The sequence below is a fragment of the Blautia massiliensis (ex Durand et al. 2017) genome, from assembly GCF_051861785.1.
Lineage (GTDB): Bacteria > Bacillota > Clostridia > Lachnospirales > Lachnospiraceae > Blautia_A > Blautia_A luti_A.
In genome coordinates this window covers 2,021,559-2,047,739 of sequence record NZ_CP146725.1, presented here as the reverse complement: position 1 = coordinate 2,047,739, position 26,181 = coordinate 2,021,559, and the positions used below count along the sequence as shown (strand labels likewise).

Genomic DNA, 26,181 nt, shown 5'->3' with positions numbered 1-26,181 from the left:
GGTGGGAATGGGGAAAATTACGGTTTACAGAGGGGTGGGTGTGTGTGGTATACTGAGGGGCGTTAAAAGGTAATGATGAGGTAATAAAAAGGCAGTAAAAGACAGTTAAAAATAGTAAAAGGCAATTTTTAATAAGGGCGGGTGCCCGTATGGAGGTTGAATATTATGAGAAGATTGAACAAGTTTACAGCTTTGATTGTTGCAGGTGTTATTTCATGTACATCTCCGATGATGGTTATGGCGTCTGATTCCAGTTCTGTTATGAGTCAGGCGGAGGAGATCCTGAAGGATAATGAGGTTGGGTCTCTTGCTTCTGATCCGGATAAGGTTGGGGATATCATTGTTTATGTGAAGGGGCTTTTTGATTCTAACCAGATCACGGATGATGAGATTTCTCAGGGGATCGATGAGGCTGCGGATCATTTTGGGGTGAGTCTTAATGAGGATGATAAGAGTTCGCTGGTTAATATTATCAGTAAGTTCCGTGGAATCGAGATGAGTGATGATCAGATCAAGGGGTATGTGAGTGATGCTTATAGTACTTTGAAGGATATGGGTGTTACGAAGTCTGATGTGAAGAATATTTTTGAGAAGGCGGTTGAGTTTATTAAGGGGATGCTTTCACGGCGGTGATGGTTTGTGATGGCTGGTGTTTTTGATGATGTTTTAGATGGAGTTTGAGTTAGAGGGTGAGGGTTGTGGCTCTTTTGTTGGGGTTGTTGTTGGTTTGTTTGGCTGAGATGTACAATATGTACAATGTTTAGGGTTTTGGTTTTGTTTGTGAATGTGGTGTTTTTATAAATTAGTGGAGGGTGTTTTGGAAAAAATTGTGCAAATGCGCTAATTGTTTACGAGATGTTCATTGTTTGTTCATATTTGTCTGGTAGTATAGGGATAGTTCGAAAGAACGTTACGAAAGACGCTGTAATGGTGTGTATTTGTATCATTATCATTACACATACAATTTTTTTCATAATAATCGCCCCGGTAAGCCACTACCGGGGCACTCCTCGTTTTTGGGCCTTTTTTGGGCTCTTTTTTTTGTGGGTGGGGATGGATGGGGGGAGGGACGGACGGACTGCCGGAGGGGCGGCTGCATGGTCGTGCCTGGTGCGGTCGTTTCGCCGGGTCATACTAAGCGTCTGAGTCTTCTGCCGTGCAGGGCGCCCCATAACTCGCCATGTACGCTGATGCGTACCTGACTCAGACAGATGGGGCTTACTCTGCGGCTTGTGGCCGCAGAGTACCTTCCCGTCAGAAGTCTCAGGCGCTAAGTATGACCAGCGGCTTACTCCGACGCACCGGGTCCCGACCATGCAGCCGCCCCTCCGGCAGTCCGTCCTGTGCGTTGGAGAGAAACAAAAAGGATGCACTACAAAGAAATTCTGGAATCGTACTAAGTCCGTCCTGTACATTGGAGAGAAATAAAGAAAGCATCAAGGTTGTGATAAATGGGCTGATCTGAGTCCGTCCTGTGCGTTGGAGAGAAACAAAGAAAGCATCAAGGTTGTGATAAATGGGCTGATCTGGGTCCGTCCTGTGTGTTGGAGAGAAACAAAGGGGTTAAGAAATTTCCAGTGCAAAAAATATAGCGCGGGTGGGGTGTGCATGCTATAATGATTAGGATTATAGTGCTGTCGTCTGGTTTGGGGCGGCGGTGGTTGGGTTTTTGTTTGAATGGGAGGTCTGGATATGGCGGAGTCTATGAAGGATTTTGAGAGGGAGCTGGAGGCTTCTTTTAAGAGAATCGATGAGGGGGATATTATCTCAGGGACTGTTGTGAGTGTGGATGAGTCGGGGGTTGTTCTTGACCTTAAGTTTTATGCTGAGGGTTTTATTCCGGTGGAGGAGTTTTCCCGGGTGCCGGGGTTTAATATTAAAGAGGCTGTTCAGCCGGGGGATGAGGTTCAGGCGATGGTTCTTCGCAGGGATGATGGTCAGGGGAATATTCTTCTTTCCAGAGCGGATGCTGCGGATGTGCTTGCCTGGGACAGGCTGAAGGAGCTTCAGAATTCGGGTGAGGTGCTGGATGTTGTTGTGAAGGGGATCGTTAACGGGGGTGCCATTGCTTACGTTGAGGGTGTCCGTGGTTTTATTCCGGCATCCAGGCTTGCTTTGGAGTTTGTTGAGGATACTGAGGTGTTTCTGAATAAGCCGATCCAGGTGCGGGTGATCGAGGCTGATAAGGCGAAGAAGAGGCTGGTGCTTTCGGCGAGGGAGATTCTTCGTGAGAGGGCTGAGGTGGAGAAAAGGAATAAGATTTCCAATATCCAGGTTGGCTTTGTGACGGAGGGTACGGTTGAGAGTTTGCAGCCGTATGGTGCTTTTGTGGAGCTTGGGAACGGGGTTTCCGGGCTGGTGCATATTTCTCAGATCTGTGAGAGGAGGATCCGGAAGCCTTCTGAGGTTTTGAGTGTTGGGGATAAGGTTAAGGTGAAGGTTATCGCGATCAAGGATGGTAAGCTGAGCCTGAGTATTAAAGAGGCATCGGATCTGATGGCCAAGGAGGTTGAGGAGGAGTCTTTTGAGCTTCCGGAGTCGGGGGAAGAGGCTACTACTTCCCTGGGTGCTTTGTTTGCAAATATTAAATTATGATTATTTTGGATGAAAAAGGATGGATGTGTATGAAAAAACCGGAGAGAATATTTGTAATCGGACATAAGAATCCGGATACGGATTCCATCTGTTCGGCTATTGCTTATGCGGATATTAAAAACAGAACTACGCAGAATAAAAAATATATCCCGAAGAGAGCGGGGCAGATCAATGAGGAGACCAGGTATGTGCTGAATCGTTTTGGCGTACAGCCGCCGGCTTATCTGGGGAATATCGGTACGCAGGTCAAGGATATGGATATCCGGACCAGTCCGCAGGCGGATAAGAATATGTCGCTGAAGAATACCTGGGATCTGATGCAGGAGAACGGGATCGTTTCTCTTCCGATCCGGGATAAGGATGGGTGTCTGGAGGGGCTTGTGACGATTGGTGATATCGCAAAGACCTATATGGATACTACAGACAGTTATCTTCTTTCCAATGCGAGGACGCAGTATCAGAGAATTGCCGAGACTGTTGGCGGTGAAGTGGTGGAAGGTAACGGACACGGATATTTTGTGAAGGGGCGTGTGCTTGTCGGTACTGCCAACCCGAAGATGCTGGAGGGCTACGTTGAGGAGAATGATATGATCATTATGGGTGACCGTGAGGAGGATCATCTTCAGGCGATCAGCCAGAATGTCAGCTGTATCATCGTGGGGATGAATATCGTGGTTTCCGAGAAGGTTGTAAAGCTTGCTCATGAGAAGAATATCGTGATCATCCGGTCTCCGTATGATACGTTTAATATTGCGCGTCTGATCAATCAGAGTATCCCGGTCAGCTTTGTTATGAAGCGGGATAACATGGTTACGTTTAATACCGAGGATTTTACGGATGACATCCAGGATGTTATGATCAAAAACCGTCACAGAGCGTTTCCGGTGATCAATCCTCATGGTAAGTGTATCGGTACGATCTCCAGACGTAATTTTCTGGATATGCATAAAAAGAAAGTGGTTCTTGTGGATCATAATGAGGTGGATCAGGCTGTTGATAATATCGAGAAGGCGGAGATCCTTGAGATCATCGATCATCATAAGCTGGGTACCTTGCAGACCATGACGCCGGTTGCTTTTCGTAATGAGCCGGTGGGATGTACGGGCACGATCCTTTATGAGATCTACGGAGAGCAGAGACTGGAGATCCCGGAAAAGATCGCGGGGCTTCTCTGTGCTGCTATTATTTCGGATACATTGATGTTTCGTTCACCGACCTGTACGCAGACGGATAAGATCGCTGCCAGTGCTCTTGCGCTGATCGCGGGGATCAAGATCGAGGAGTTTGCCCGGGAGATGTTTTCTGCGGGAAGTAATCTGAAGGATAAGTCTCCGGAGGAGATTTTTTATCAGGATTACAAGAAGTTTATCGGTGAGGGTAATGTTTCCTTTGGTGTTGGTCAGATCAGTTCCATGGACAGCGAGGAGCTTAAGGAGATCAAGGAGAAGCTGATGCCGTTTATGGTGAGTGAGTGTGGCCGTCATGATATCACGAGAGTTTATTTTATGCTGACGAATATCCTGGAGGAGTCTACAGAGCTTCTGTTTTACGGGGAGGGCAGCCAGCAGATGGCGGAGATCGCTTTTGAGCGGAAACCGGATGGAGATACCTTCAGTCTGCCGGGTGTGGTTTCCAGAAAGAAGCAGCTGATCCCGGCTATGATGGAGGCTGCTCAGCTGATGAACAGCGATTATGCATAAGAGGTGACGGAAAATGGCGAAACAGTTATGGAAGCCGGGGAACATGATCTATCCGCTGCCGGCTGTAATGGTGAGTGTTACCGATGGTGAGGGTAACGATAATATCATAACGGTTGCGTGGACGGGTACGGTGTGTACCAATCCGGCGATGGCTTATATTTCTGTCCGACCTTCCCGTTATTCCTATGATATGATCCGGAAAACGGGTGAATTTGTGATCAATCTGACAACGGAGAAGCTGGCGTTTGCAACGGATTTCTGCGGGGTCCGTTCGGGACGTGATGTGGACAAGTTCCGGAAGCTGAACCTTACGAAAGAGAAAGCGCAGTTTGTTTCTGCACCGATGATCGGGGAGGCTCCGGTTTCGATTGAGTGCAGGGTGCGTGAGGTGAAGGAGCTGGGGTCTCATGATATGTTTCTTGCTGATGTGCTTGCGGTCCATGCGGATGAAGCTTATATGGATAAAAACAACAGGTTTCGTCTCAATGATGCGGGTCTTCTGGTTTATTCCCATGGGGAGTATCTGGCGGGTGGCCGGAAGGTGGGAACCTTCGGCTACAGTGTAAAGAAGAAGCAGCAGAAGAAGCAGAAGAAGTTGGATAAGAAATCAGACAGGGAATCAGAGATGGCAGAGATGGCGGGGAAGTTGAAGATGTCAGGAAAGCCAGGGATGTCAGGGAAATTGAAGATGTCAGGAAAGCCAGGGATGTCAGGGAAGTTGAAGACGTCGGGGAAGGCAGGGAGAGAGAAACGGTAGGTTCTGCGGAGCCGTAAGGTTTGTTGAGGTTTGGCAGCTGTTATGCTAAAATGAAAGGATACAGTATGAATAATATTACACTGATAGGAATGCCTGGTGCGGGGAAGAGCAGCATCGGTGTCGTACTTGCGAAGGTACTTGGGTACCAGTTTATTGACTCAGATCTTCTGATCCAGAAGGCGGAGAAGAGGACTTTGAGTAAGATCATCGAGGATGAGGGTACGGAGGGCTTCAAGGCGATCGAGAATCGTGTGAATGCTTCGATCCAGGTGGAGAATACGGTGATCGCTACCGGTGGAAGTGTGGTTTACTGCGATGAGGCTATGCAGCATCTGAAGTCTGAGGGTGTTGTGGTGTATCTCAAGATCTCGCTGGAGCTTCTTTCCAGGCGTCTTGGTAATCTTAAGGGGCGTGGTGTTGTGCTCAAGGAGGGGCAGACGCTGGCGAGTCTTTATGATGAGCGTGTTCCTTTGTATGAGAAATATGCGGACATTGTGGTGGATGAAGAGGATAAGGATCTGGAGGGGAGTCTCCAGGTTGTGCTTGAGGCACTGAAGAACAGGGGAGATAAGGCGTAACTGTTGGCTTGTGGAAACGGTTTGCTGGAGTGTTTCGGGTCATGGGTTGTGACAGGTTTTCGTCATAAATTGTTTACAAATCTGAAATATGTGTTATAATATACAACTGACCTAAAAAACGGTATTGCGGAACGTTTGTTCCTGCAGTAAATTCAGAGAAAGTTTCTGCTCATAGAGGAGTAAATAATAGAGGTGTGTTATGGAACAGTATGTGATTAAAGGCGGCAATCCTCTGGTTGGAGAAGTGGATATTGCGGGTGCGAAGAATGCGGCGCTTGCGATATTGTCAGCAGCCATTATGACTGATGAAACTATATTGATCGAGAATCTGCCAGATGTTAGGGACATCAATGTTCTGCTTGAGGCGATCTCCGAGATCGGGGCTCAGGTTGAGCGTATTGATAAGTCTACTGTAAAGATCAACGGTTCTACTATCGGCAATCTCAGCGTGGATTATGAGTTTATCAAGAAGATCCGTGCTTCTTATTATCTTCTTGGTGCTTTGCTTGGTAAGTATAAGCATGCGGAGGTTCCGCTTCCGGGTGGATGTAATATCGGCAGCAGGCCGATCGACCAGCATCTGAAGGGTTTCCGTGCTCTTGGTGCGGATGTTGATATCTGTCATGGGGCTATTGTTGCCAAGGCGGAGAATCTGCATGGCAGCCATATTTTCCTGGATGTGGTTTCTGTTGGTGCTACTATTAATATTATGATGGCTGCTTCTATGGCGGCTGGTCGTACGATCATTGAGAATGCTGCGAGGGAGCCGCATGTTGTTGATGTGGCGAATTTCCTGAACAGTATGGGGGCGAATATCAAGGGTGCCGGTACGGATGTGATCCGTATCCGTGGTGTTGAGACGCTTCATCGTACGGAGTATTCGATCATTCCGGACCAGATCGAGGCTGGTACGTTTATGTTTGCTGCTGCGGCTACTCGTGGTGATGTTACTGTTCGTAATGTTATTCCTAAGCATCTTGAGGCTACTACGGCTAAGCTTGAGGAGATCGGGTGTGAGGTTGAGGAGTTTGATGATGCGGTTCGTGTCCGTGCGCCGCATGTGCTTCATCGTACGCATGTGAAGACGTTGCCTTATCCTGGTTATCCTACGGATATGCAGCCGCAGATCGCGGTTACTTTGGCTTTGGCTGAGGGTACGAGTATTGTTACTGAGAGTATTTTTGAGAACCGGTTTAAGTATGCGGATGAGCTTTCCCGGATGGGTGCCAATATTAAGGTGGAGGGGAACTCTGCTATTATTGATGGTGTAAGGAAGCTTACGGGGGCGCGTGTGAGTGCGCCGGATCTTCGTGCGGGGGCTGCGCTTGTTATTGCGGGGCTGGCTGCTGAGGGTGTTACGGTTGTTGATGATATTGTTTATATCCAGCGTGGGTATGAGAATTTTGAGGAGAAGCTCAGGAGTCTTGGGGCTGAGATTGAGAGGGTTTCCAGTGAGAAGGAGATTCAGAAGTTTCGGCTGCGTGTTGGGTGATGGTTGGTGACAACTGGTAACGATTGATGATAATTGGAAATTTGAGTTTTGCGTTTTGGGGAGAGTTCCCGGGTGTTTGGGCCTGGGAGCTCTTTTTTTGTGTGGGTGGGAGGGATGAATGGAGGGAGGGACGAACGGACAGTCTGCCAGCGGGGCGGCTGCATGGTCGTGCCTGGTGCGGTCGTTTCGCCGGGTCATACTAAGCGTCTGAGTCTTCTGCCGTGCAGGGCGCCCCATAACTCGCCATGTACGCTGATGCGTACCTGGCTCAGACAGATGGGGCTTACTCTGCGGCTTGTGGCCGCAGAGTACCTTCCCGTCAGAAGCCCCAGGCGCCAAGTATGACCAGCGGCTTACTCCGACGCACCGGGTCCCGACCATGCAGCCGCCCCGCTGGCAGTCTGTCCGTTCTGTTTTTTGGGGGTGTGAGGGGGTGGTGGTTTGCCGGAAGGGGGTGAGCCATCAGCGCTGCGCTGGATGGCTGCAAAGGCTGAGTTTCCTTGTGGTTTGCCGGGAGGTGGTGTGGCATCGGCGCTGCGCTGGATGTGTTGTGGGGGGAGTTGGCATCGGCGCTGTGGTGGATGCAATGGGATGTGGTATTGGTGGTGTGGGGATTGGCGGTTTTTGTCGAAGGGTTTTTGTTGACTTTTGCTAGTGGGATGGTTATACTGAAGGTACATATCTGGGAACATTCTGGGCCGTTCGGCTATCTGATCCCCATATGGTTGGTTGTATAAATATGGCGGGGAGGAGCCGGTTGGTTGTGTGAGGTTTTTTCTTTTGCCATTATAGTGAAGGGAGGAGTCTTATGCAGAGGAAGCGGCTTGAGGATATGAATCTTCTGGATGATTTTTTGTTTAACGCGGTGATGACGTTTCCTGGTATTGGTGAGAGGTTTTGCAGGTTGCTGCTGCAGGTGGTGCTGGGGCGTGAGATCGGGAGGCTGCGGGTTGTTGCGCAGAGGGCTTTTGGTGGCCGGGATGAGGGTTTTCGCGGGGCGCGGCTTGATGTTCTGGCTGAGGAGGAGCTGATGGATGTTTTGGCGGATCCTTCTGTTTTTGATATTGAGCCGGATAATAATGGTGATGTTGTGAGTCTGAAGGATCTGCCGAAGCGGGTGCGGTTTTATCATGCGATCATTGACAGCCGATGTTTGAAGAAGGGTGAGGGTTTCGGGAAGCTTAAGAGGGTTTTTGTTATTTTTGTCTGTTCGTATGATCCGTTTGATCGGGGGAGGATGGTGTATACGATCCGGAATATGTGTGAGGAGATTCCGGAGATGGAGTATGATGATGGGCTGAGGACGGTTTTTCTGAATACGAAGGGAGATGGTGCGGGTGTGCCTGAGGAGCTGGTGGCGCTGCTTCGTTTTTTGGAGGATACCAGGGAGGTGAATGCGGTAAATGATGTTTTGAGGGAGTTGCTGGAGATGGTCAGGGTTGTTAAAGAGGATGGAAAGGTTACGGTGGCATATATGAAGAGTTTTGAGATTGAGCAGATGTGGATTAATAAGGGAATCGAACAGGGGATTAGTCAAGGAATCGCTCAAGGGATTGAGCAGGGAATTAGCCAAGGGATTGAACAGGGGCGGAGTGAAGAGAGGGTGAATACGTTGAGGGAGAAGGCGCGTGCGGATCGGTTGGAGAGGGAACTGAGGAAGCTGCGGAGGGGGAGATGATGTTGTTTGGTTTTGGGAGAGTTCCCGGGTGTTTGGGCCTGGGGGCTCTTTTTTTGTGTGGGTGGGAGGGATGAATGGAGGGAGGGACGAACGGACAGACTGCCAGCGGGGCGGCTGCATGGTCGTGCCTGGTGCGGTCGTTTCGCCGGGTCATACTAAGCGCCTGAGTCTTCTGCCGTGCAGGGCGCCCCATAACTCGCCATGTACGCTGATGCGTACCTGGCTCAGACAGATGGGGCTTACTCTGCGGCTTGTGGCCGCAGAGTACCTTCCCGTCAGAAGCCCCAGGCGCTAAGTATGACCAGCGGCTTACTCCGACGCACCGGGTCTCGACCATGCAGCCGCCCCGCTGGCAGTCTGTCCGTTCTGGTTTTTGGGAGTGTGAGGTGTGGTGGTTTGCCGGGAGGGGGTGAGCCATCAGTGCTGCACTGGATGGCTGCAGGGGCTGAGTTTCTTTGTGGTGTGTTGGGAGATGGTGTGGCATCGGCGCTGCGCTGGATGTGGGTGGGGTGAGTTTTTTTGCGGTTTGTCGTGAGGGGATTGGGGAATAGAGGCTGGTTTGGATATATTGTAGTGTTTTTGTGTAATATTTAAATTTATTTTTGGAGGATTTTGGATTATAATTATGGAAAAAGATGGTTGGCCTGATTTATTTATTTATTGATATCCGGAGTTCTGGTGACTTTTTTGGGTGACTTGAGAGAAGGACTCCGGCTGTGTTTTGATGTGTGACTTGAGAGAGGGACTCCGGCTGTGTGTTGATGCGTGACTTGAGAGAGGGATTTTGGCTGTGTGTTGATGTGTGACTTGAGAGAAGGATTTTGGCTGTGTGTTGATGTGTGGCTTGGGTGAAGGGCTTCGGAGGTTTGGGTTGGTCTGGTTTTGAGGGTGGTCTTTTTTTTGAGGGCTGCCTGGGTTTTGGAGGGGAGAGGGTTTTATGTGTGATTATGTGGTTTTGCCGCTTTTGAATTCGTCTTTTGAGCCTGGGAGGGCTCGGGAGGTTGTTGAGGGGTTTGTGGATGTGGATTTGAGGAATATTGCGCGGGCTGAGCTTTTTTATTTTACGGGGCAGGCGGAGGAGTGTTGTGAGATCACGAGGGGGTATCTGTCCAGCAGGGTTATTGAGCTGAAGCTTTCGGCGTGTATTTTGTATGGGTATTCTAATCTGACGCTGGGGAATGTGGCGGCGGCTAAGCGGGGGATGGAGGGGATCCAGTCCTGTGTGAAGCTGGCTATGAAGAAGAAGGTTCCTAAGGATGTTTATGCGTCCTGTCTTCTGGCGGGGTATGTGGGGGCGGTTTTGCTTCATCTGCCTACGGATGGAATGCCTGCTTTTGGGGAGTACAGCAGGATGCTTCCTGAGGGGCTGAGGCTTTTTGCCACGTATGTGATGGCTCACCATACTTATCTTAACGGGGAGATATGGAGTGCTTATGGGATGGGGAAGGCTGCTTTGTTTATGGCGGAGAGGCCGTATCCGATCAGTATGACGTATATCCACTGTATGATGGCGGTGTGTGCGATCAACCGAAAGCATAAGAAGGAGGCGCAGGAGGAGATGCTCCGGAGCTGGGAGCTGGCGAAGATGGATGGGTTTCTGGAGCCTTTTATTGAGCATCATGGGCTGTTGCGGGGGCTGATCGAGGCCTGTATCCGGAATCGGGATCCGGAGGCGTATCAGCGGATCACGAAAGGGGTGCTTTTTTTCAGCAGGGGCTGGATGGCGCTTCATAATTCGGAAAACCGGAGAAAGGTTACAGGGGAGCTGTCAACGATGGAGTTTTCTATTGCCATGCTGGCAAGTGGGGGATGGAGCAATAAGGAGATCGGAGAGCATCTGGGGATTTCCATTAATACTGTCAAGCATTACCTTACGGATATCTTTTGCAAGCTGAATGTCAAGAAGCGGGATGAGCTGAAGAAATTCATGTTAAAATAGTGGCAGAGGCACTTTTTTTTGAAAAAACGTGCCTTACAAAACAACTGGTAATGTTGTATAATAAATACCACAAATAGTCAGATTTTATTGGGAAATCAGACGAAAAGAACCAGTGAACGAGTAAGTTAAGAAGGAGGAGTTGAAGACTGATTCTCGATAGCATCTGATAATGTCAATATCCTTACCAAAAATGCCTGGTATATTGATACTACAATCACATAAGGGTGAAATATTGAAAAGGTGTAACCTGTTTACTCACCGGCTAAAAACATGAAGCTTTTTTAAGAGAAAGGAATATAAACAGAAGTAAAGTAATAAGAAATACAGTACACGTTAATGCACACACAGGAAAGCGGGAAAGGTATGAAAAAATTAAGGAATAATAAGATCAGAAAACTCCTGGCATTTATGGTGGCTTTGGCGTTGATGGTATCCTGTATGCCGAGTGCATATACGATCTCCGCGAGTGAGGCGTTCGGAGGTGGAACGGAGGATATATTTACAGATGGCGAATTTACATCTGAACCAGCGGCCGAAGAATCGACACCGGATGTAAGCAGCGCTGACCAGGAGGAAACGGAACAGGCGCAGCAACCGACGCTTACATATGAAAATGATTCTGTTAAAGTAACAGCAGAGGCACTGGAGGACGGAGCTCTTCCGCAGAATACAGCATTGAAGGCTGACGGCGTAAACGAGAATTCATCCGTATCTTATGATACAGTTTCTCAGAAGCTTTCAGCAGCAGCTACAGACAAGGGCAGCAGCCTGAGAGGTTTTTTTGCGTATGATGTGTATTTTGCTGATGGCGACGGAAACAGAGTCGAGCCGAACGGCAGAGTCAGAGTAACTTTTGAGTACAAGACACCGGCAGCACCGGAGCTTACCGATGCAGCCAGCACGAGTGTAACCGTTGAGAAGCTTCATTATAACAGCAGTACCGGTGATACTGATGTTAACACCTTACAGGCCAACGAGGATCTGAAGGTTCTGAATGTCAACGAGGGCAAACAGATCCAGACACTTCAGGTTGAGACTGGCAACGCAGCTGTTTTTGCCGTTATGTGGGATTCTCCTGAGACAGCAGATGTCGAGGCGGAAGCTGTTTCCGGTAATGAGGACGAGGTGTCTATCGCATCAGAGGAGCTTACGGACGGAATGGATATTTCGGACGAGCCTGAGCAGGATGCAGCTGATACACCGGCAGCAGAGAATCCGGAGGTAACTCCTGAGGCAGAGCCTTCTGAGGAGCCGGCGGAGAATCCGGATGCTGAACCTACCGAAGCGCCGGCTGAGGATCCGGATGTGGTGGAAGAACCGGCAGAGGATATTGCGAGCCCGGAGGATGTTCCGGCAGCAGATGAGAATGGTGAGACAAGCCTGATCGAGGTTCTGAAAGACGAGACCAATCTTCGTGTCAGCCCATCTACCGAGGCAGAGGTTCTGGCAACTGTAAACGCAGGAACACAGCTCACACTTCTGGATACCGTAACAGCAGAGGACGGAGCAACCTGGTACAAGGTTTCCTGGGAAGGAACCGAGGCTTACATAAGAAGTGATATGGCACAGGTTGTTGAAAGCAGTGATGAGGCAGAAGAGCCTGAGGATGTGCAGGAAGAAGAACTTCAGCCTGAGATCACCAGATATGATTACAAGAGTGACGAGGTCAATGTCAAGGTTACTCTTACCGATCCGGCAGACCTTCCGGACAACGCAGAGCTTTCCGTAACACCGGTAGAGCTCAGCCAGGAAGCCAAAGACCAGATCACCGAAGAAGCGATCAAAGAAAAGAAAGCCATCGAGAATATCCACTCCTACGATATCAAATTCCTGGTAGACGGCGAAGAAGTCCAGCCGGGTGCCACGGTAAAAGTATCAGTGACTCTCAATGATGAGAAAAAGATCAAAGACGCAGACGTATACCATGTAGACGCAGAAGACAATGTTGAGAACATGGACGGAAGCGTTGATAAGAATGGTAATGTTGAGTTTGAAACTACGCATTTTTCTACTTATGTAATTGTTGATAACAAACGTGATGGAAAGATTACAGTTACCGTAGAGCATTATGACGGAACTACCAGTCCGGCAACGAAGATCTATGCGGATGACGTTCGTGAACTTACGATCGGTCAGAAAGTAGATTGCAAAAAAACTACAAACTGGGATATTTCAAGAGTAGAATTAGTTACAAGCAGCGGAACATCTACAGTTCAGGAAGGTGAGTTTAATGTAGCAGAGGATGCTACGGTTAAAGTATATTATACACCGGAAACAGTAAACTTCGTTGGTGTACCGACATTTTATGATTATACGGTAAAGGCAGGACAGAGCGAAGGAACTTATTATTCTATTAACCAGAAGAGTAATTATGGTGATAAAAAAGACAAAGAAAATAAGCTGACCATGGGGGAGGCAAAACAAAATTATTTATATTACCAATATAACTGGTTGAAAGACGGTCATAGTGTTAACTCATGGACAGGAAGTGCTGCTGTTATAACAGGCCTGCTGAAAGGACTGGACGAAGAAGGAAATGTTGAATTTAATTATCCGGATCCTGGGTTCTTTACAAATTCTGACTTGCTGGCCGGAAGTTCAACTGATAATTATTTAAGAAAAGTATATACAGATTATACGTTGAATTTTGAAAGAAGTGGAGATACCTATACATTAACCGGCGTGACGGACGGACAGGGTACAAATGTAACAGAACAGTATGCATTAGACAGGACAAATAAATCCGGAAAGAATTTCTTTCCACTGGATTCAGTTGCATCAAAAAAAGAAGGAGCGTATACAAAAAAAACAGATAGTCCAATTTATGATGATGATAACAAAACCCATAATTATTATTTTGGTATGCGCTATGATATCAGCTTCAAGCTTGGTGACTATGTAGGACCACTGAGTTACAGCTTCACAGGCGATGACGATATGTGGGTTGTTCTGGATGGAAAAACAGTGGTCATTGATCTTGGTGGAATTCATAATGCAGCCACAGCTACTGTTAATCTGTGGGACCATTTATTAAAAGAGAATCAGGATAAGACACAGCTTACAGATACACAGAAAAAGAAAGAGCATACATTAACAATCCTCTACATGGAGCGAGGCGCAGGTGCTTCCAACTGTTATATGAACTTCACCATTCCAAATGCTACAATCTCACAACAGGTAACAACAGAGGCACTTGGAACATTGACATTTAACAAGGTGAATAAAGGGGGCACCGGACTGAGTGGTGCAAGTTTTGCTCTTTATACAGATGAAGCATGTACAACACAGTTTGCAACAGCTACATCCGGAGAAAAAGGAACAGTAACCTTCGATAAACTTCGTGCAGGTACTTATTATCTGAAGGAACTCCAGGCACCGAATGGTTATGTGAAATCTGATGCTGTGTGGAAGGTTGAAGTAACAAAGACGAGCGATACACATGCTACTACAACGCTCAAAGACAGTTCAGGAAAGGAAGTTGAGAATAAGCAGATAGTCAATCAGACCAAGCAGGAATTTATTGAATCCATCATGGATTATAATAAAACTGCAACAGTATCTGATTGGGATAAGAGGACTTATGATATTACTATCAGTGCTGATTCAAAGATGACCAGTAGTACAACAGAGGAAAAAGACAGTGTTGCGGATATTATGATGGTATTCGATACTACAGGAAGTATGTTGTATGATGGTAGAAATGGTACAGATGAAGATGGATTTAAAAAATTTGGAGAATATAAACAGGTTAAAGCAAAGCTAGATACATCGAAAGTATACTATTTTACTAATAAAACAACCGATATATCATACACATCTGGGTGGGATAGATATTATTATTCAAATGCTAAAAATCCAATGATTTATTTAAACAATCAGTGGATATATTACAATGGCAGGTCATGGGAAAATGTACCAGATAATTCCTCAAATACTATTTACACTTTGGATAGTAGTCTGACTGGTCTAAAAGAGGCTGCAACAACATTTATAGCTTCTACTGCGGCGGCTTCTCCGAACAGCAGAATAGGGTTAGCTACATTTAATACGTCCGGAACCTTAAAACAGGGATTAATAGAAGTTGGAAGTGCCAAAGATAGTTTGATCAAGGCAACGGATTGTGTTTATGCATCAGGAGGAACATCTCCACAGACAGGATTAGAGATAGCGCAGAATCAGCTGAAAACTAAGAGAGAGAATGTTCCGCAATATGTAATTCTGTTTACAGATGGAGCTCCATCTACTTCAAACGATAAAAAGGCTTCGGAAGATAAAGCAGAAGCTTTAAGAAAAGCGGGAGTTAAAGTATTTACAATAGGACTCAAATTAAATGATATTACAAAGGAGTGGTTATCTGGTGAAATTGCATCTGAGGGATGTGCTTATACGGCTGGATCAATTGATGAGCTGAAAGTTATATTTGAAAAAATTCAGCAGACGATTACTCAGAATATTGATATTGCTGGTGCTGAAATTAAGGATGTGATTGATCCGCGATTTGTAATTGTGAAGAATGGCGAGTCCGTAACCAATGAAATGATAAAAAATGCCGGAGGTTCAATAGATTTAGGAAATGGTGGAGTGGTTTCCGTAGATGAAAGTACCGGAAACCAAGTTGTAAAATGGACCAATCAAACTATTCCAAATGCTGAAAATGGCACATGGAGTAGAACCATTACTGTAAGAGCCAAAGACGAATACATCGGTGGCAACAATGTTCCTACCAATGTTTCACCGGATTCCAAGATTACTACAGGATACGGAGAAGCCGTTTTACCACAGCCAAAGGTTAATGTAAAATCGGATTTGTTTGTTAACAATAAAGAAACAACTATTTTCTATGGTGATACTGTCCCGACGACTGAAGACATTATAAATGCGTTGTTTAATAAAAATGCACCGCAGGGACGTGTAAAACAGTTAGATGGCACAGAAAACTTAGTAACCTATACAATAGGAGCTGATGGAAAACCAATTAATCCAGATGAGTTTGAATTAAAATGGTATGAAGATGAGAACTGTACAACAGAAATCTCGAAAGAAAATATGGCGAAAGTTAAACCTGAGCCAGATTCTAAAACGTATTATCTGAAAGTAACTTATGAAAACGACGGGTTAAAAGAAGTTACAGACGAAAATAAAAATAATACTAATGAAAAGATTTCTGGAAATGGTGATGGTACATTGAAAGCTCATAATTCCCAGGATAATAAGGAACGGGAATATGGAGTTTATACTATTCACATTATCGCCGGACAGATTCAGATTACCAAAAAACTGGAATCTCCAGCAAAAGAGGATGCAACGTTTACCTTTGATATTAAGAAAGGTGAAGACAAGATTGCAACAGCGACGGCTATAATTCAAGTTGGTCAAACTGAGGCAACAATAACATTTGCACTTGAGAGAAATGCGGATGCACAAATTAATACAGATACACCTGCATTGACGAAGTTAGCAAGAGGTGAATACACTGTTTCTGAGATGACAAATTCAAGCTACACTCTGAAATCTGCAACTGTTGGTAAGGCGACAAATTGTAAATCTGGAGTTTCAGACAGTAAAGAAATTAAATTTACAATCGGAACAGATAAAGATAATACAGAAGTTCTGAAGGCTGGAAATACGGATACAAAAAACGGAAGAATTGGAGTAGCTGAGTTTACCAATGAGAAATCTGTAGCAAATGTAGAGCTTGAGAAAGTTGATAAGGCAGATCATGGTATAACTATAAAAGGTGCTAAATTTGCGTTATATGAAGCAGATGGAAACTGGGGCAAGGTTTCTAAGAATCCTGTTGAGGGATATGAAGGAATCGTTTCCGGAAATAATGGAAAAATCGAAATGAAGAATCTTCCAGTTGGTAATTATCTGTTATATGAAACAGAAGCGGCAACCGGTTATACCTGTCCGACAGAGCCATGGAGAATTATAGTTGGAAGTGGCGGAACAGTAACAGTTCAAGACAGTAACGGAAGTGCTATTGCTAGTAAGAGTGGAAGCGAACCGGCAATCTACCAGCTCGAAAACGCGAAGGTATATTCCTTACCAGAATCCGGTGGTCCGGGAACTTATGGATTTACAATCAGTGGTGTAGCGATTCTTGCAACTGCACTCCTGTTGTTTATAAATAATAAACGAAGGGAGGAAGAAGCAAAGAGATCGTAACACATTAATTGTAAATGGCCGATGAAGGGCGAAAAAGAAAAAAATGCAGAGAAAGAAAGGAGCAAACCTTATGAAAAATTTATTTAAAAAGATTGGTGCATTATTAGTGGCAGCGGTTATGGTACTGTCTATGTGCACAGCGGTATTCGCAGCGATAAAAACTGATGCAACAATTACAGTAACTAATGCGGCAAAAGCAACATTAACTTACGCGCAGGTAATTAAAGCTGATCAGTCAACAAAAACAGGTTGGAATTTTGTAGATGATAAAGTTGCTGAAGCATATGTGGATGCGTTTGGTGTGGCTGATGCTCAGGCTGCTATTGAGGCAATGATTCCGGCAAACAATGTAGATGCAAATAAATTAGGTGCGGCACAGGCCAATGCAGCAGGAAAGGTAAACTTTGTAACTATGGCCAATCCGCAGACTGTAAATGAAGCAGGTGTTTATTTAATCAAAGCAACAGAAGCAGGTTATACCTATAATCTGATGAGTGCTTATATCGGATTTGGTGAAGTTACTAAGATTAATGATGGAGAAGAAGTAAAGTATGAATATCCATCCTTAGTAGATGCAACGCTTAATGCAAAGAAAACAGAAACTAAAGTCGAGAAAGAGGCTGTAGATGATGATAATGTAGTAGCAACTGGTGATATTCTTACTTACAAAGTAAAGACAAACGTTCCATTTATTGCACCAACAGATACAGATAAAACATTCTGGGCATATGATGAATTAACAGGTGCTGAGTATACTAAGAATGCAACCATTACTCTTGATGGAGAGACTAATGATGTAACAGCAACATATCCGATTACTTGGGATTCCGCAACAAAATTCAGCGTTAATTTAAGTGGCATGATTGATGATGCAAATAGCAATGCTGGAAAAGAAGTAGTGATTACTTACACAGTAAAAGTAACATCTGAGAATGATACCATCACCAACAAAGCGACAGCAGGACATAAGGACAAAGAGGATTTCGGAAGTAAAGAAATCAAAGTTTACGAAGGTAACATCACATTAACCAAAACAGGTGAGAACGATGTTAAACTTGCAAATGCAGGATTCGAAGTAAGAAAAGCTAGCAAAGAATCAGATGCTTTAAAATTTACAAGACTTGCAGATGGCGTATACAAATATGATCCAAAAGGAACAGTAACAGAAGTTTTCACTAAAGCAGACGGTACAGTAAAAGTACAGGGACTTGATGTTGGAACATATTACTTCAAAGAGATTACAGCTCCGAAAGGATATTCTGTAAATCAGAATCAGTCTGAGGCAACATTAGCAGTAGGAGAAGATGGTAAAGCAACTGCAGTTCTTACAAAGACAACAAGCATGACAGATACAAAACTCAGCTCCCTTCCATCCACAGGTGGCATGGGAACATACCTCTTCACTATCATCGGTGTTGTAGTTATGGTTGGCGCTGCTGGTGCTTTCTTCATCAGCCGCAGAAAAGGATCTGAGGAGTAATCGTTTGATTGCCGGATTGATTCGATTCAAAAATTATTTATAAGCAACGACAAAGCAAGTATTAAAACAGAATAGTTTCTGATTATTCTGTTGAAGAAATCATTACCGCCCGGCCCTTTCGGGGGCCGGGAGTGGTAAATACAACAGTATGGAGAAACCTATGAGAAAGAATAAGAAGAAAAATTATATTGGACTTGGTTTGCTGTTTCTGATAGGGTTGTCCATACTGCTGTATCCAATGGTCAGTGATGCCTGGAACCGGTACAGGGACAGCCTGCTGATCAGTAATTATAGCAGCAGTGTTTCTTCGGATGATAATTCGGAGAAGATTGACAGTATGTGGAAGGCAGCACAGGAGTATAACGAACAGATCAAGCAGGAAAGTGTGCCGGATGCTTTTTCCGTGAGGGATGGCCAGACGGACAGTACATATGAGTCTCTTCTGAACCTGAATGGTGATGGAATGATGGGGTATGTGGAGATTCCTGTGATCGATGTGAGCATTCCAATCTATCATTACACGACAGATGAGTCTCTGGAGAAGGGGACCGGTCATTTGTTCGGCAGCAGTCTTCCGGTTGGCGGCAAGAGTACCCATTGTATTTTGTCGGCACACAGAGGACTTCCAAGTGCGAAACTTTTTACAGATCTGAATCTTGTGGAAGAGGGAGATGTTTTTTTCCTGCATGTGCTGGGTAAGACGCTTGCCTACGAGGTGGATCAGATTCTTACCGTTCTTCCGGAGCAGACAGAGTCTCTGGGTATCACGGATGGGGATGATTATGTAACGCTGGTTACGTGTACGCCGTATGCGGTGAATACGCACAGACTTCTGGTGAGGGGACACAGAGTTCCGATGAAGGCTGCGAAGGCGGTTCAGAAAGCAGAGAAGAAGGTTACCGGAATCACCAATCCGACGCTTCCGATGCTTGCTCTCTGTGTTGTGATCGGAATTGTGATCGCGGTGATCTTGGTTGCCGGTATCAATTCTGTTCAGAACAAAAAACGACGCAGGAAATAGTTTATGGCTAAAAAGAAAAAAAAGAAAAAGAGTAATGTTGTCCTGAACATCATTATTGTCCTGGTGTTTCTGGCGGGGGCGGGTGTGTTCCTTTATCCCACGATCAGTGATATGTGGAACCAGTATCGAAATGCCCAGCTGGTCAGTAAGTACGAGGAAGCGGTAACGGAGCTTTCGGACAACGACTATGACAGGCTGTGGAAAGAGGCGAAGGAGTATAATGCCGGGCATCCGGTGAATGCCATTGTAGATGCTTTTGAGGAAGAGGATACTTATGAGCTGAGTCATCCTTATGACAGGGTTCTGGATCCGAACGGTGATGGTCTGATGGGGAGTATCGAGATCCCGAAGATCAAAGCCAGACTGGCGATCTATCACGGACTGAGCAAAACGGTCCTGGAAAAGGGTGTCGGTCATGTGGAGGGTACCAGCCTTCCCATTGGAGGCAGGAGCACCCATGCGGTTCTGGCGGCGCATCGAGGTCTTCCTAACGCAAAGCTTTTTACAGATCTGGATCAGATGGAAAAGGGAGATATTTTTATCCTGCACATTCTTGGCAAGCATCTGGCCTACAAGGTGGATCAGATCAAGACGGTGCTTCCGGATGAGACCAGTGACCTGGATATTATCGAGGGTGAAGATCATGTGACTCTGATCACGTGTACCCCTTATGGAGTTAACACCCACAGGCTTCTTGTCCGGGGAGTGCGGACGAAATATGTGGTGGAAGATACAAAGAATGACGAAACGATACCGCAGAAGCTTGCTGTTGTGGATCCGAAGAGGGTTCTGGCCGGCGGCGCTGCAGTGCTTGTTGTTCTGATCCTGCTGATTTATCTGATCGTCCGTTATAGGGACAAAAAACGGAAAAAGAAGCAGCTTTCAGAAAGGAAAGAGGAGGCAGAGAGCGATGAAAAATAGAAGAAAGCAAGGGAAAATATTCCGGAGCCTTCTGGCTGTTCTGATGCTGACGGCTATGCTGGTCACGAGTGTTTTGCAGCCGGTTTTCGCCGGGGATTATGAAGCTGGAAAAACAGGTAATCTGACGTTGACGGTTCAGCAGGCGGATGAGGAGGGAAACCAGACTCCGCTGCCGGATGTAGGGCTGACGATCTACAAGGTTGGCAGTGTGAATTTTGATGGCAATGTGCATTTCGTGCTGGATGAGGCACTGGCTGCCGCAGCAATCGATTTTGATTCCATCACGACGGCTGACGGCTGGTATGAAGCAGCAGAGAAGCTGGCGGCTATGATCGTCAGCGGAAGTGTGGATGTGTGGAGCAAGTCGGAGAAGTCTGATGCAGAGGGTAATATTACTGTTACCGATCTGGCTGAGGGTATGTACCTGGTGGTGCAGACAGACGGAAACAGCAGTGTTATGGTTTCACCGATGCTGATCTCCGTTCCTTTTGCAGATCAGGAGCAGGGCTGGATGTACGATGTACAGGCTTATCCGAAGTCTGTAATTAATCCGCCGAAGCATACACAGATCCAGGTTACGAAGAGAATCTATAATGTTGATGAGAACGACAATGTGATTCCTCTGGAAACGAAGGAGGATGTAACTTATAAGGTTGGCGTTTTTTCGGATCAGGAAGGTACGATCCCGTTCCGTGATGATTATTTGCAGGATATCCATATCCAGAATGCTTCCAGTGGTACAGCTACATGGACGGATGTTCCGGATGGCACCTATTATGTATTTGAGCTGGATGAGGATGGAAATCTTCTTCAGCAGAATACGAAGATCAAGGTGGATGATGAGAATCTTTACTACTACAATGTAACGAAGCCGAATGGTGAGAGTGAAGAGAAGTCCAATCAGGTTGTGATCGGTGGAGATAGTGGTGTTACTGAGGCAACGGCTTATGTAAATAACTATTATACAAAGATTTCCGATGCATTTAGCCGTAACGGATATATCAACATTAAGAAGAATGTGATGATCGATGGTGTTGCTTCTTCTGTGGATGATACGTTCTATGCAGGTGTGTTCTCCACTGAGAGTAACGGTGAGCTGACGCTTGAGCAGGTAGTGACTCTGAAACAGAATGGTAGTGTTCAGGTAACAATGGAGCTTCCAAAGGATCAGGAGATCAACAGTGTTACTTATACTGTTCTGGAGACGGATAAGGATGGAAATCCGGTTGATGATGATACCTTTAAGTATACAGTTACCGGTCAGGGTGAGGTTACACTGAATAATGATAACCGATTTACTGTAACAAAGGAGATCACCAACAGTCTTTCTTCCGAGCCGACACCGATTCCGACTGTTACACCTGGAACAAATCATGGTGGAAATGATCGGATCACTCCGATCCCGAATAACGGTACAGCGGGCGGAACTGCTCCGAACGATACCAGCGGTACGGCAAGACGTTCTGTAAAGACCGGCGATGATACACCGATCGGCGTATGGGGTGGAATCCTTGCAGCCGCGATCATTGTTGGCGGTGGTGCAGCTTATGGAGTTAAAAGAAAGAAGAAAAAATAAATAAAGGATCATTCTGAAGGATGATCGATGGAAGAACCGGGCGATGTGGATGCCCGGTTCTTTTTTTGGAATATTTACGCATTGGGGATGAAAAAGCAGCGGGTGATATTTTTTCTCAAAAATTGCTCTTGACATTTTGGTATGATAAGTATATTGTATGTGTTGCAGTAAATTTCATAAAAGATAGCCTTTTATTCAGAGTGGTGGAGATACAAAGGATCTGTGAAGCCACGGCAACCCCGGATAACCCAGGAAGGTGCCAACCTGAGCGAGCAATCGAACAATAAGAGGATTGTTTACAGAATTTAAACAGTCCGGATTGTACGGGCTGTTTTTTATGTATATAACCATTGTTTTATTACAAAAGGAGAAGATCATGGAGAAAATTTTATTTACATCTGAATCTGTAACTGAGGGTCATCCTGACAAGGTCTGCGACTCTATTTCCGATGCGATCCTTGATGCTATGATGGCACAGGATCCGATGAGCCGTGTTGCCTGCGAGACTGCTACTACAACAGGTCTTGTACTTGTTATGGGCGAGATCACAACCAAGGCTAATGTTGATATCCAGAAGATCGTTCGCGATACTATCCGTGAGATCGGATATGACAATGCGGATTATGGTTTTGATGCAGATACCTGTGCGGTTATCACATCACTTGACAAGCAGTCCACAGATATCGCTATGGGTGTTGACAAGGCTCTTGAGCAGAAAGAGGACGATATGAATGAGGACGAGCTGGATTCCATCGGTGCCGGTGACCAGGGTCTTCAGTTTGGTTATGCTTCCAATGAGACTGAGGAGTATATGCCATATGCCATCAACATGGCTCACAAGCTTGCTCAGCAGCTGACAAAGGTTCGTAAGGACGGCACTCTGAAATATTTAAGACCGGATGGAAAGACTCAGGTTACTGTTGAGTATGATGAGGCCGGCAAGCCGAAGAGAATCGATGCTGTTGTATGCTCTACACAGCATGATCCGGATGTTACTCAGGAGCAGATCCATGAGGATATTAAGAAGTATGTTTTTGATGCGATCATTCCGGCTGATATGGTTGATGCGGATACGAAGTATTTCATCAATCCGACAGGTCGTTTTGTTATCGGCGGACCTCACGGTGACAGTGGTCTGACAGGTCGTAAGATCATCGTTGATACTTACGGCGGAGCAGGACGTCACGGCGGCGGTGCTTTTTCCGGTAAGGACTGCACAAAGGTTGACCGTTCTGCTGCTTATGCTGCACGTTATGTTGCAAAGAACATTGTTGCAGCCGGTCTTGCTGACAAGTGTGAGATCCAGCTTTCCTATGCGATCGGTGTTGCGCATCCGACTTCTGTCAGTGTGAATACCTTCGGAACAGGTAAGCTTTCTGAGACCAAGCTTGTTGAGATCGTTCGTGAGAATTTTGATCTTCGTCCGGCTGGTATCATCAAGATGCTTGACCTTCGCCGTCCGATCTACAAGCAGACTGCTGCTTATGGTCATTTCGGCCGTACAGATGTTGATCTTCCATGGGAGCATCTGGACAAGGTTGAGACTCTGAAGAAGTATCTTTGCAACAGCTACGAATAATCGTTTCAGAAGAATAAAGAGTGAAGCCCCCGGTAGTGCCAGTACCGGGGGCTTCTTGCATGGTGAGATGGGGTTTTTTATAGAAAATTTAGAGATAGGGAATATAGTTTATGTTATAATACGTGTATGTGAATGTGTGAATTTATAAAGGACGGAGATACAGATGAAGTTAAAAACACGTATTATTGTGGGCTTCGTTGCGATCATCCTGCTGCCGCTGCTTCTTTTTTCCGCAAGTCTGTACGGGTTCAGCCAGACGCAGGCGAAGCATGTGCAGGAGAGCAGCAGCCAGGCTTCGGATTCCAGCCAGATGGTCTATGATATTTCGCTGCCGCAGTCTTCCAGCAGCCAGGTGAAGCTGATGGCCAAGGATATGATCCTGACCGCAACGATCATCCTTGTTTTTACTGCTTTGTCCGTGGGGCTGTGGATCTATCGGAGTATTGCGGTTCCGCTGGTGAAGCTTAAGAAGGCTACCAAGAACATCAAGGAGGGGAATCTGGATTTTGTGCTGGAGGTTGAGGGGAATGATGAATTTTCCCAGCTTTGCCAGGATTTTGAGGAGATGCGTAAGCGTCTGAAGGAGTCCACGGAAGAGAAAATCCTGATGGATAAGGAGAATAAGGAGCTGATCAGCAATATTTCCCATGACCTGAAGACGCCGATCACTGCGGTGAAGGGTTATGTGGAGGGGATCATGGATGGTGTGGCGGATACGCCGGAGAAGATGGACCGGTATGTGCGTACCATTTATAATAAGACCAATGAGATGGATCATCTGATCAATGAGCTGACCTTTTATTCCAAGATCGATACCAACCGTATTCCGTATACGTTCAGCAAGCTGAATGTGGAGGATTATTTTTCGGATTGTGCGGAGGAGCTTGGGCTTGAGATGGAGACCAGGGGGATCGAGCTTGTGTATGCCAATTATGTGGAGAAGGGTGTGCAGATTATTGCGGATGGTGAGCAGATCCGCCGTGTGATCCATAATATCGTGAGTAATGCCATTAAGTATATGGAGAAGCCAAGGGGGATCATCCAGCTTCGGGTGAAGGATGTGGGTGATTTTATCCAGGTGGAGATCGAGGATAACGGCAAGGGGATTGCCGCCAAGGATCTGCCGTATATTTTTGACCGTTTTTACCGTACCGATGTTTCCAGAAATTCTTCCAAGGGAGGAAGCGGTATCGGACTTTCCATCGTAAAGAAGATCATGGAGGATCATGGAGGAAAGGTCTGGGCCACAAGCCGGCTGGGGATCGGAACGATCATGTATTTTGTTCTCAGAAAATATCAGGAGGTACCGATGAATGAGTAGGATTTTGATCATAGAGGATGAGGAAGCGATCGCGGATCTGGAGAAGGATTATCTGGAGCTTTCGGGTTTTGAGGTGGAGATCGAGAACCGTGGTGATACGGGGCTTGTACGTGCCATGAAGGAGGAGTTTGATCTGATCATCCTGGATCTGATGCTTCCGGAGGTGGATGGCTTTGATATCTGCCGGCAGGTCCGTGAGGAGAAGAATACGCCGATCATTATGGTTTCTGCCAAGAAGGATGATATCGATAAGATCCGCGGACTGGGTCTTGGCGCGGATGATTATATGACCAAGCCGTTCAGCCCAAGTGAGCTGGTTGCACGTGTGAAGGCGCATATGGAGCGTTATAACCGGCTGGTTGGTTCCAATGTGCATAAGAATGATGTGATCGAGATCCGTGGTATTAAGATCGATAAGACGGCCAGGCGTGTGTGGGTCAATGGTGAGGAGACGACGTTTACTACCAAGGAGTTTGATCTTTTGACTTTTCTGGCTGAGAATCCGAACAGGGTTTTTACAAAGGAGGAGCTTTTCCGGGAGATCTGGGATATGGAGTCTGTGGGTGATATCGCTACGGTTACGGTGCATATCAAGAAGATCCGTGAGAAGATCGAGTTTAATACGGCCAAGCCTCAGTATATTGAGACGATCTGGGGTGTGGGGTACCGGTTTAAGGTGTGAGCCTGCGGGGAAGGCTTCGGATGGAGCTGCTGCAGGGGTATGAGTGCAGATCGGAATGATGGTGTAGGATCTGTCGGGTGCTTTTGAGAGGAGTGGAGATATGCCGCTGTTGAGGGAAAGAATTTATACGATAGAGGATATTTATGCTTTGCCGGAGGGTGAAAGAGCGGAACTGATCGATGGACATATTTATTATATGGCGCCGCCGAATACGATGCATCAGAGGATCTCAAGTATTTTGTCCAGAAAGATAGGTAACTATATAGATTCTAACAAGGGGAAATGTGAGGTATTTGCCGCACCGTTTGCGGTGTATCTGGATGAGAAGACGAATACTTATGTGGAACCGGATGTCTCTGTTATCTGTGATCCGGATAAGCTGGATGACAGGGGATGCAAGGGGGCTCCGGACTGGATCATTGAGATCGTTTCTCCGGCGAGCAGGCGTATGGATTATTATACCAAGCTGTTTAAATACAGGACTGCCGGTGTGAGAGAGTACTGGATCGTGGATCCTGTGAAGAAGCTGGTAATGGTGTATGATTTTGAAAATGAGGATACGGAGCAGTATACATTTCAGGATTCGATCAAAGTGGGAATCTATGAGGAGCTGAGGATTGATTTTGCTGAGATGTGATAAAAATGGAGGGGAATATCGTCTGGTGATAGCCCCTCCTTGTTTTTAGGATGAAAA

At 46.2% G+C, this 26,181-nt stretch carries 16 protein-coding genes, 1 pseudogene and 1 riboswitch; all 17 genes and pseudogenes read left to right on the top strand.

Translation table 11 applies throughout. The annotated features are described in order from the left end of the window. The first annotated feature begins 165 nt into the window (after positions 1–165). A complete protein-coding gene (locus tag V9W66_RS09820) occupies positions 166–633 on the top strand; it encodes a DUF1002 domain-containing protein (RefSeq protein ID WP_144092171.1) in 468 nt (155 codons plus the stop codon). 1,059 nt (positions 634–1,692) lie between these two features. Beyond that, the gene (locus V9W66_RS09815) at positions 1,693–2,595 is read left to right on the top strand and encodes a 30S ribosomal protein S1 (RefSeq protein WP_144092173.1); all 903 of its coding nucleotides are present in this window, start codon (positions 1,693–1,695) and stop codon (positions 2,593–2,595) included. Between the two features lie 29 nt (positions 2,596–2,624). Further along, positions 2,625–4,295, top strand: a complete 1,671-nt coding sequence (locus tag V9W66_RS09810; RefSeq protein ID WP_144092175.1) for a putative manganese-dependent inorganic diphosphatase — start codon at positions 2,625–2,627, stop codon at positions 4,293–4,295. Positions 4,296–4,308: 13 nt separating this feature from the next. Continuing rightward, a pseudogene (locus V9W66_RS09805) lies at positions 4,309–4,899 on the top strand (flavin reductase family protein); the annotation flags it as partial. Between the two features lie 218 nt (positions 4,900–5,117). Beyond that, on the top strand, positions 5,118–5,630 hold the full coding sequence (locus tag V9W66_RS09800) for a shikimate kinase (protein ID WP_059086952.1): 513 nt from the start codon (positions 5,118–5,120) through the stop codon (positions 5,628–5,630). A 199-nt stretch (positions 5,631–5,829) separates the two neighbouring features. Next, positions 5,830–7,122 (top strand): UDP-N-acetylglucosamine 1-carboxyvinyltransferase, encoded by a 1,293-nt coding sequence (locus V9W66_RS09795; protein WP_021651440.1) that lies wholly within the window; start codon positions 5,830–5,832, stop codon positions 7,120–7,122. 808 nt (positions 7,123–7,930) lie between these two features. After that, positions 7,931–8,800: an Rpn family recombination-promoting nuclease/putative transposase gene (locus V9W66_RS09790; RefSeq protein ID WP_144092179.1), complete on the top strand. Its 870-nt coding sequence runs from the start codon at positions 7,931–7,933 to the stop codon at positions 8,798–8,800. Positions 8,801–9,737: 937 nt separating this feature from the next. Then, the gene (locus V9W66_RS09785) at positions 9,738–10,739 is read left to right on the top strand and encodes a helix-turn-helix transcriptional regulator (protein WP_144092181.1); all 1,002 of its coding nucleotides are present in this window, start codon (positions 9,738–9,740) and stop codon (positions 10,737–10,739) included. 363 nt (positions 10,740–11,102) lie between these two features. Further along, positions 11,103–16,907 carry a SpaA isopeptide-forming pilin-related protein gene (locus tag V9W66_RS09780; RefSeq protein ID WP_144092183.1) on the top strand — a complete coding sequence of 1,935 codons (5,805 nt, stop codon included), beginning with the start codon at positions 11,103–11,105 and terminating at the stop codon, positions 16,905–16,907. Between the two features lie 70 nt (positions 16,908–16,977). Next, a complete protein-coding gene (locus V9W66_RS09775) occupies positions 16,978–18,387 on the top strand; it encodes a SpaA isopeptide-forming pilin-related protein (protein ID WP_186289963.1) in 1,410 nt (469 codons plus the stop codon). Between the two features lie 160 nt (positions 18,388–18,547). Next, complete coding sequence (locus V9W66_RS09770; RefSeq protein WP_243121566.1) at positions 18,548–19,408, top strand: class C sortase; 861 nt, start codon at positions 18,548–18,550, stop codon at positions 19,406–19,408. Positions 19,409–19,411: 3 nt separating this feature from the next. Beyond that, positions 19,412–20,329, top strand: a complete 918-nt coding sequence (locus V9W66_RS09765) for a class C sortase (RefSeq protein ID WP_144092189.1) — start codon at positions 19,412–19,414, stop codon at positions 20,327–20,329. After that, complete coding sequence (locus V9W66_RS09760; RefSeq protein WP_144092192.1) at positions 20,319–21,905, top strand: pilin N-terminal domain-containing protein; 1,587 nt, start codon at positions 20,319–20,321, stop codon at positions 21,903–21,905. The genes V9W66_RS09765 and V9W66_RS09760 overlap by 11 nt, the downstream gene beginning before the upstream one ends. A gap of 188 nt (positions 21,906–22,093) precedes the next feature. Beyond that, positions 22,094–22,195: riboswitch (SAM riboswitch) on the top strand. A gap of 86 nt (positions 22,196–22,281) precedes the next feature. Next, on the top strand, positions 22,282–23,484 hold the full coding sequence (metK, locus tag V9W66_RS09755; protein WP_144092194.1) for a methionine adenosyltransferase: 1,203 nt from the start codon (positions 22,282–22,284) through the stop codon (positions 23,482–23,484). A 163-nt stretch (positions 23,485–23,647) separates the two neighbouring features. Beyond that, the gene (locus V9W66_RS09750; RefSeq protein WP_144092196.1) at positions 23,648–24,805 is read left to right on the top strand and encodes a sensor histidine kinase; all 1,158 of its coding nucleotides are present in this window, start codon (positions 23,648–23,650) and stop codon (positions 24,803–24,805) included. Continuing rightward, positions 24,798–25,487 carry a response regulator transcription factor gene (locus tag V9W66_RS09745; RefSeq protein ID WP_015526575.1) on the top strand — a complete coding sequence of 230 codons (690 nt, stop codon included), beginning with the start codon at positions 24,798–24,800 and terminating at the stop codon, positions 25,485–25,487. Before V9W66_RS09750 ends, V9W66_RS09745 begins: the two co-directional genes overlap by 8 nt. A 100-nt stretch (positions 25,488–25,587) precedes the next feature. Next, on the top strand, positions 25,588–26,124 hold the full coding sequence (locus V9W66_RS09740; protein ID WP_022426158.1) for a Uma2 family endonuclease: 537 nt from the start codon (positions 25,588–25,590) through the stop codon (positions 26,122–26,124). Positions 26,125–26,181: the final 57 nt, after the last annotated feature.

Coding starts and splice junctions, on each gene's coding strand:
- V9W66_RS09785 (WP_144092181.1), top strand. CDS start 9,738: ATGTGTGATTATGTGGTTTTGCCGCTTTTGAATTCGTCTTTTGAGCCT.
- V9W66_RS09790 (WP_144092179.1), top strand. CDS start 7,931: ATGCAGAGGAAGCGGCTTGAGGATATGAATCTTCTGGATGATTTTTTG.
- V9W66_RS09795 (WP_021651440.1), top strand. CDS start 5,830: ATGGAACAGTATGTGATTAAAGGCGGCAATCCTCTGGTTGGAGAAGTG.
- V9W66_RS09760 (WP_144092192.1), top strand. CDS start 20,319: ATGAAAAATAGAAGAAAGCAAGGGAAAATATTCCGGAGCCTTCTGGCT.
- V9W66_RS09765 (WP_144092189.1), top strand. CDS start 19,412: ATGGCTAAAAAGAAAAAAAAGAAAAAGAGTAATGTTGTCCTGAACATC.
- V9W66_RS09800 (WP_059086952.1), top strand. CDS start 5,118: ATGAATAATATTACACTGATAGGAATGCCTGGTGCGGGGAAGAGCAGC.
- V9W66_RS09770 (WP_243121566.1), top strand. CDS start 18,548: ATGAGAAAGAATAAGAAGAAAAATTATATTGGACTTGGTTTGCTGTTT.
- V9W66_RS09815 (WP_144092173.1), top strand. CDS start 1,693: ATGGCGGAGTCTATGAAGGATTTTGAGAGGGAGCTGGAGGCTTCTTTT.
- V9W66_RS09745 (WP_015526575.1), top strand. CDS start 24,798: ATGAGTAGGATTTTGATCATAGAGGATGAGGAAGCGATCGCGGATCTG.
- V9W66_RS09810 (WP_144092175.1), top strand. CDS start 2,625: ATGAAAAAACCGGAGAGAATATTTGTAATCGGACATAAGAATCCGGAT.
- V9W66_RS09780 (WP_144092183.1), top strand. CDS start 11,103: ATGAAAAAATTAAGGAATAATAAGATCAGAAAACTCCTGGCATTTATG.
- V9W66_RS09740 (WP_022426158.1), top strand. CDS start 25,588: ATGCCGCTGTTGAGGGAAAGAATTTATACGATAGAGGATATTTATGCT.
- V9W66_RS09750 (WP_144092196.1), top strand. CDS start 23,648: ATGAAGTTAAAAACACGTATTATTGTGGGCTTCGTTGCGATCATCCTG.
- metK (WP_144092194.1), top strand. CDS start 22,282: ATGGAGAAAATTTTATTTACATCTGAATCTGTAACTGAGGGTCATCCT.
- V9W66_RS09775 (WP_186289963.1), top strand. CDS start 16,978: ATGAAAAATTTATTTAAAAAGATTGGTGCATTATTAGTGGCAGCGGTT.
- V9W66_RS09820 (WP_144092171.1), top strand. CDS start 166: ATGAGAAGATTGAACAAGTTTACAGCTTTGATTGTTGCAGGTGTTATT.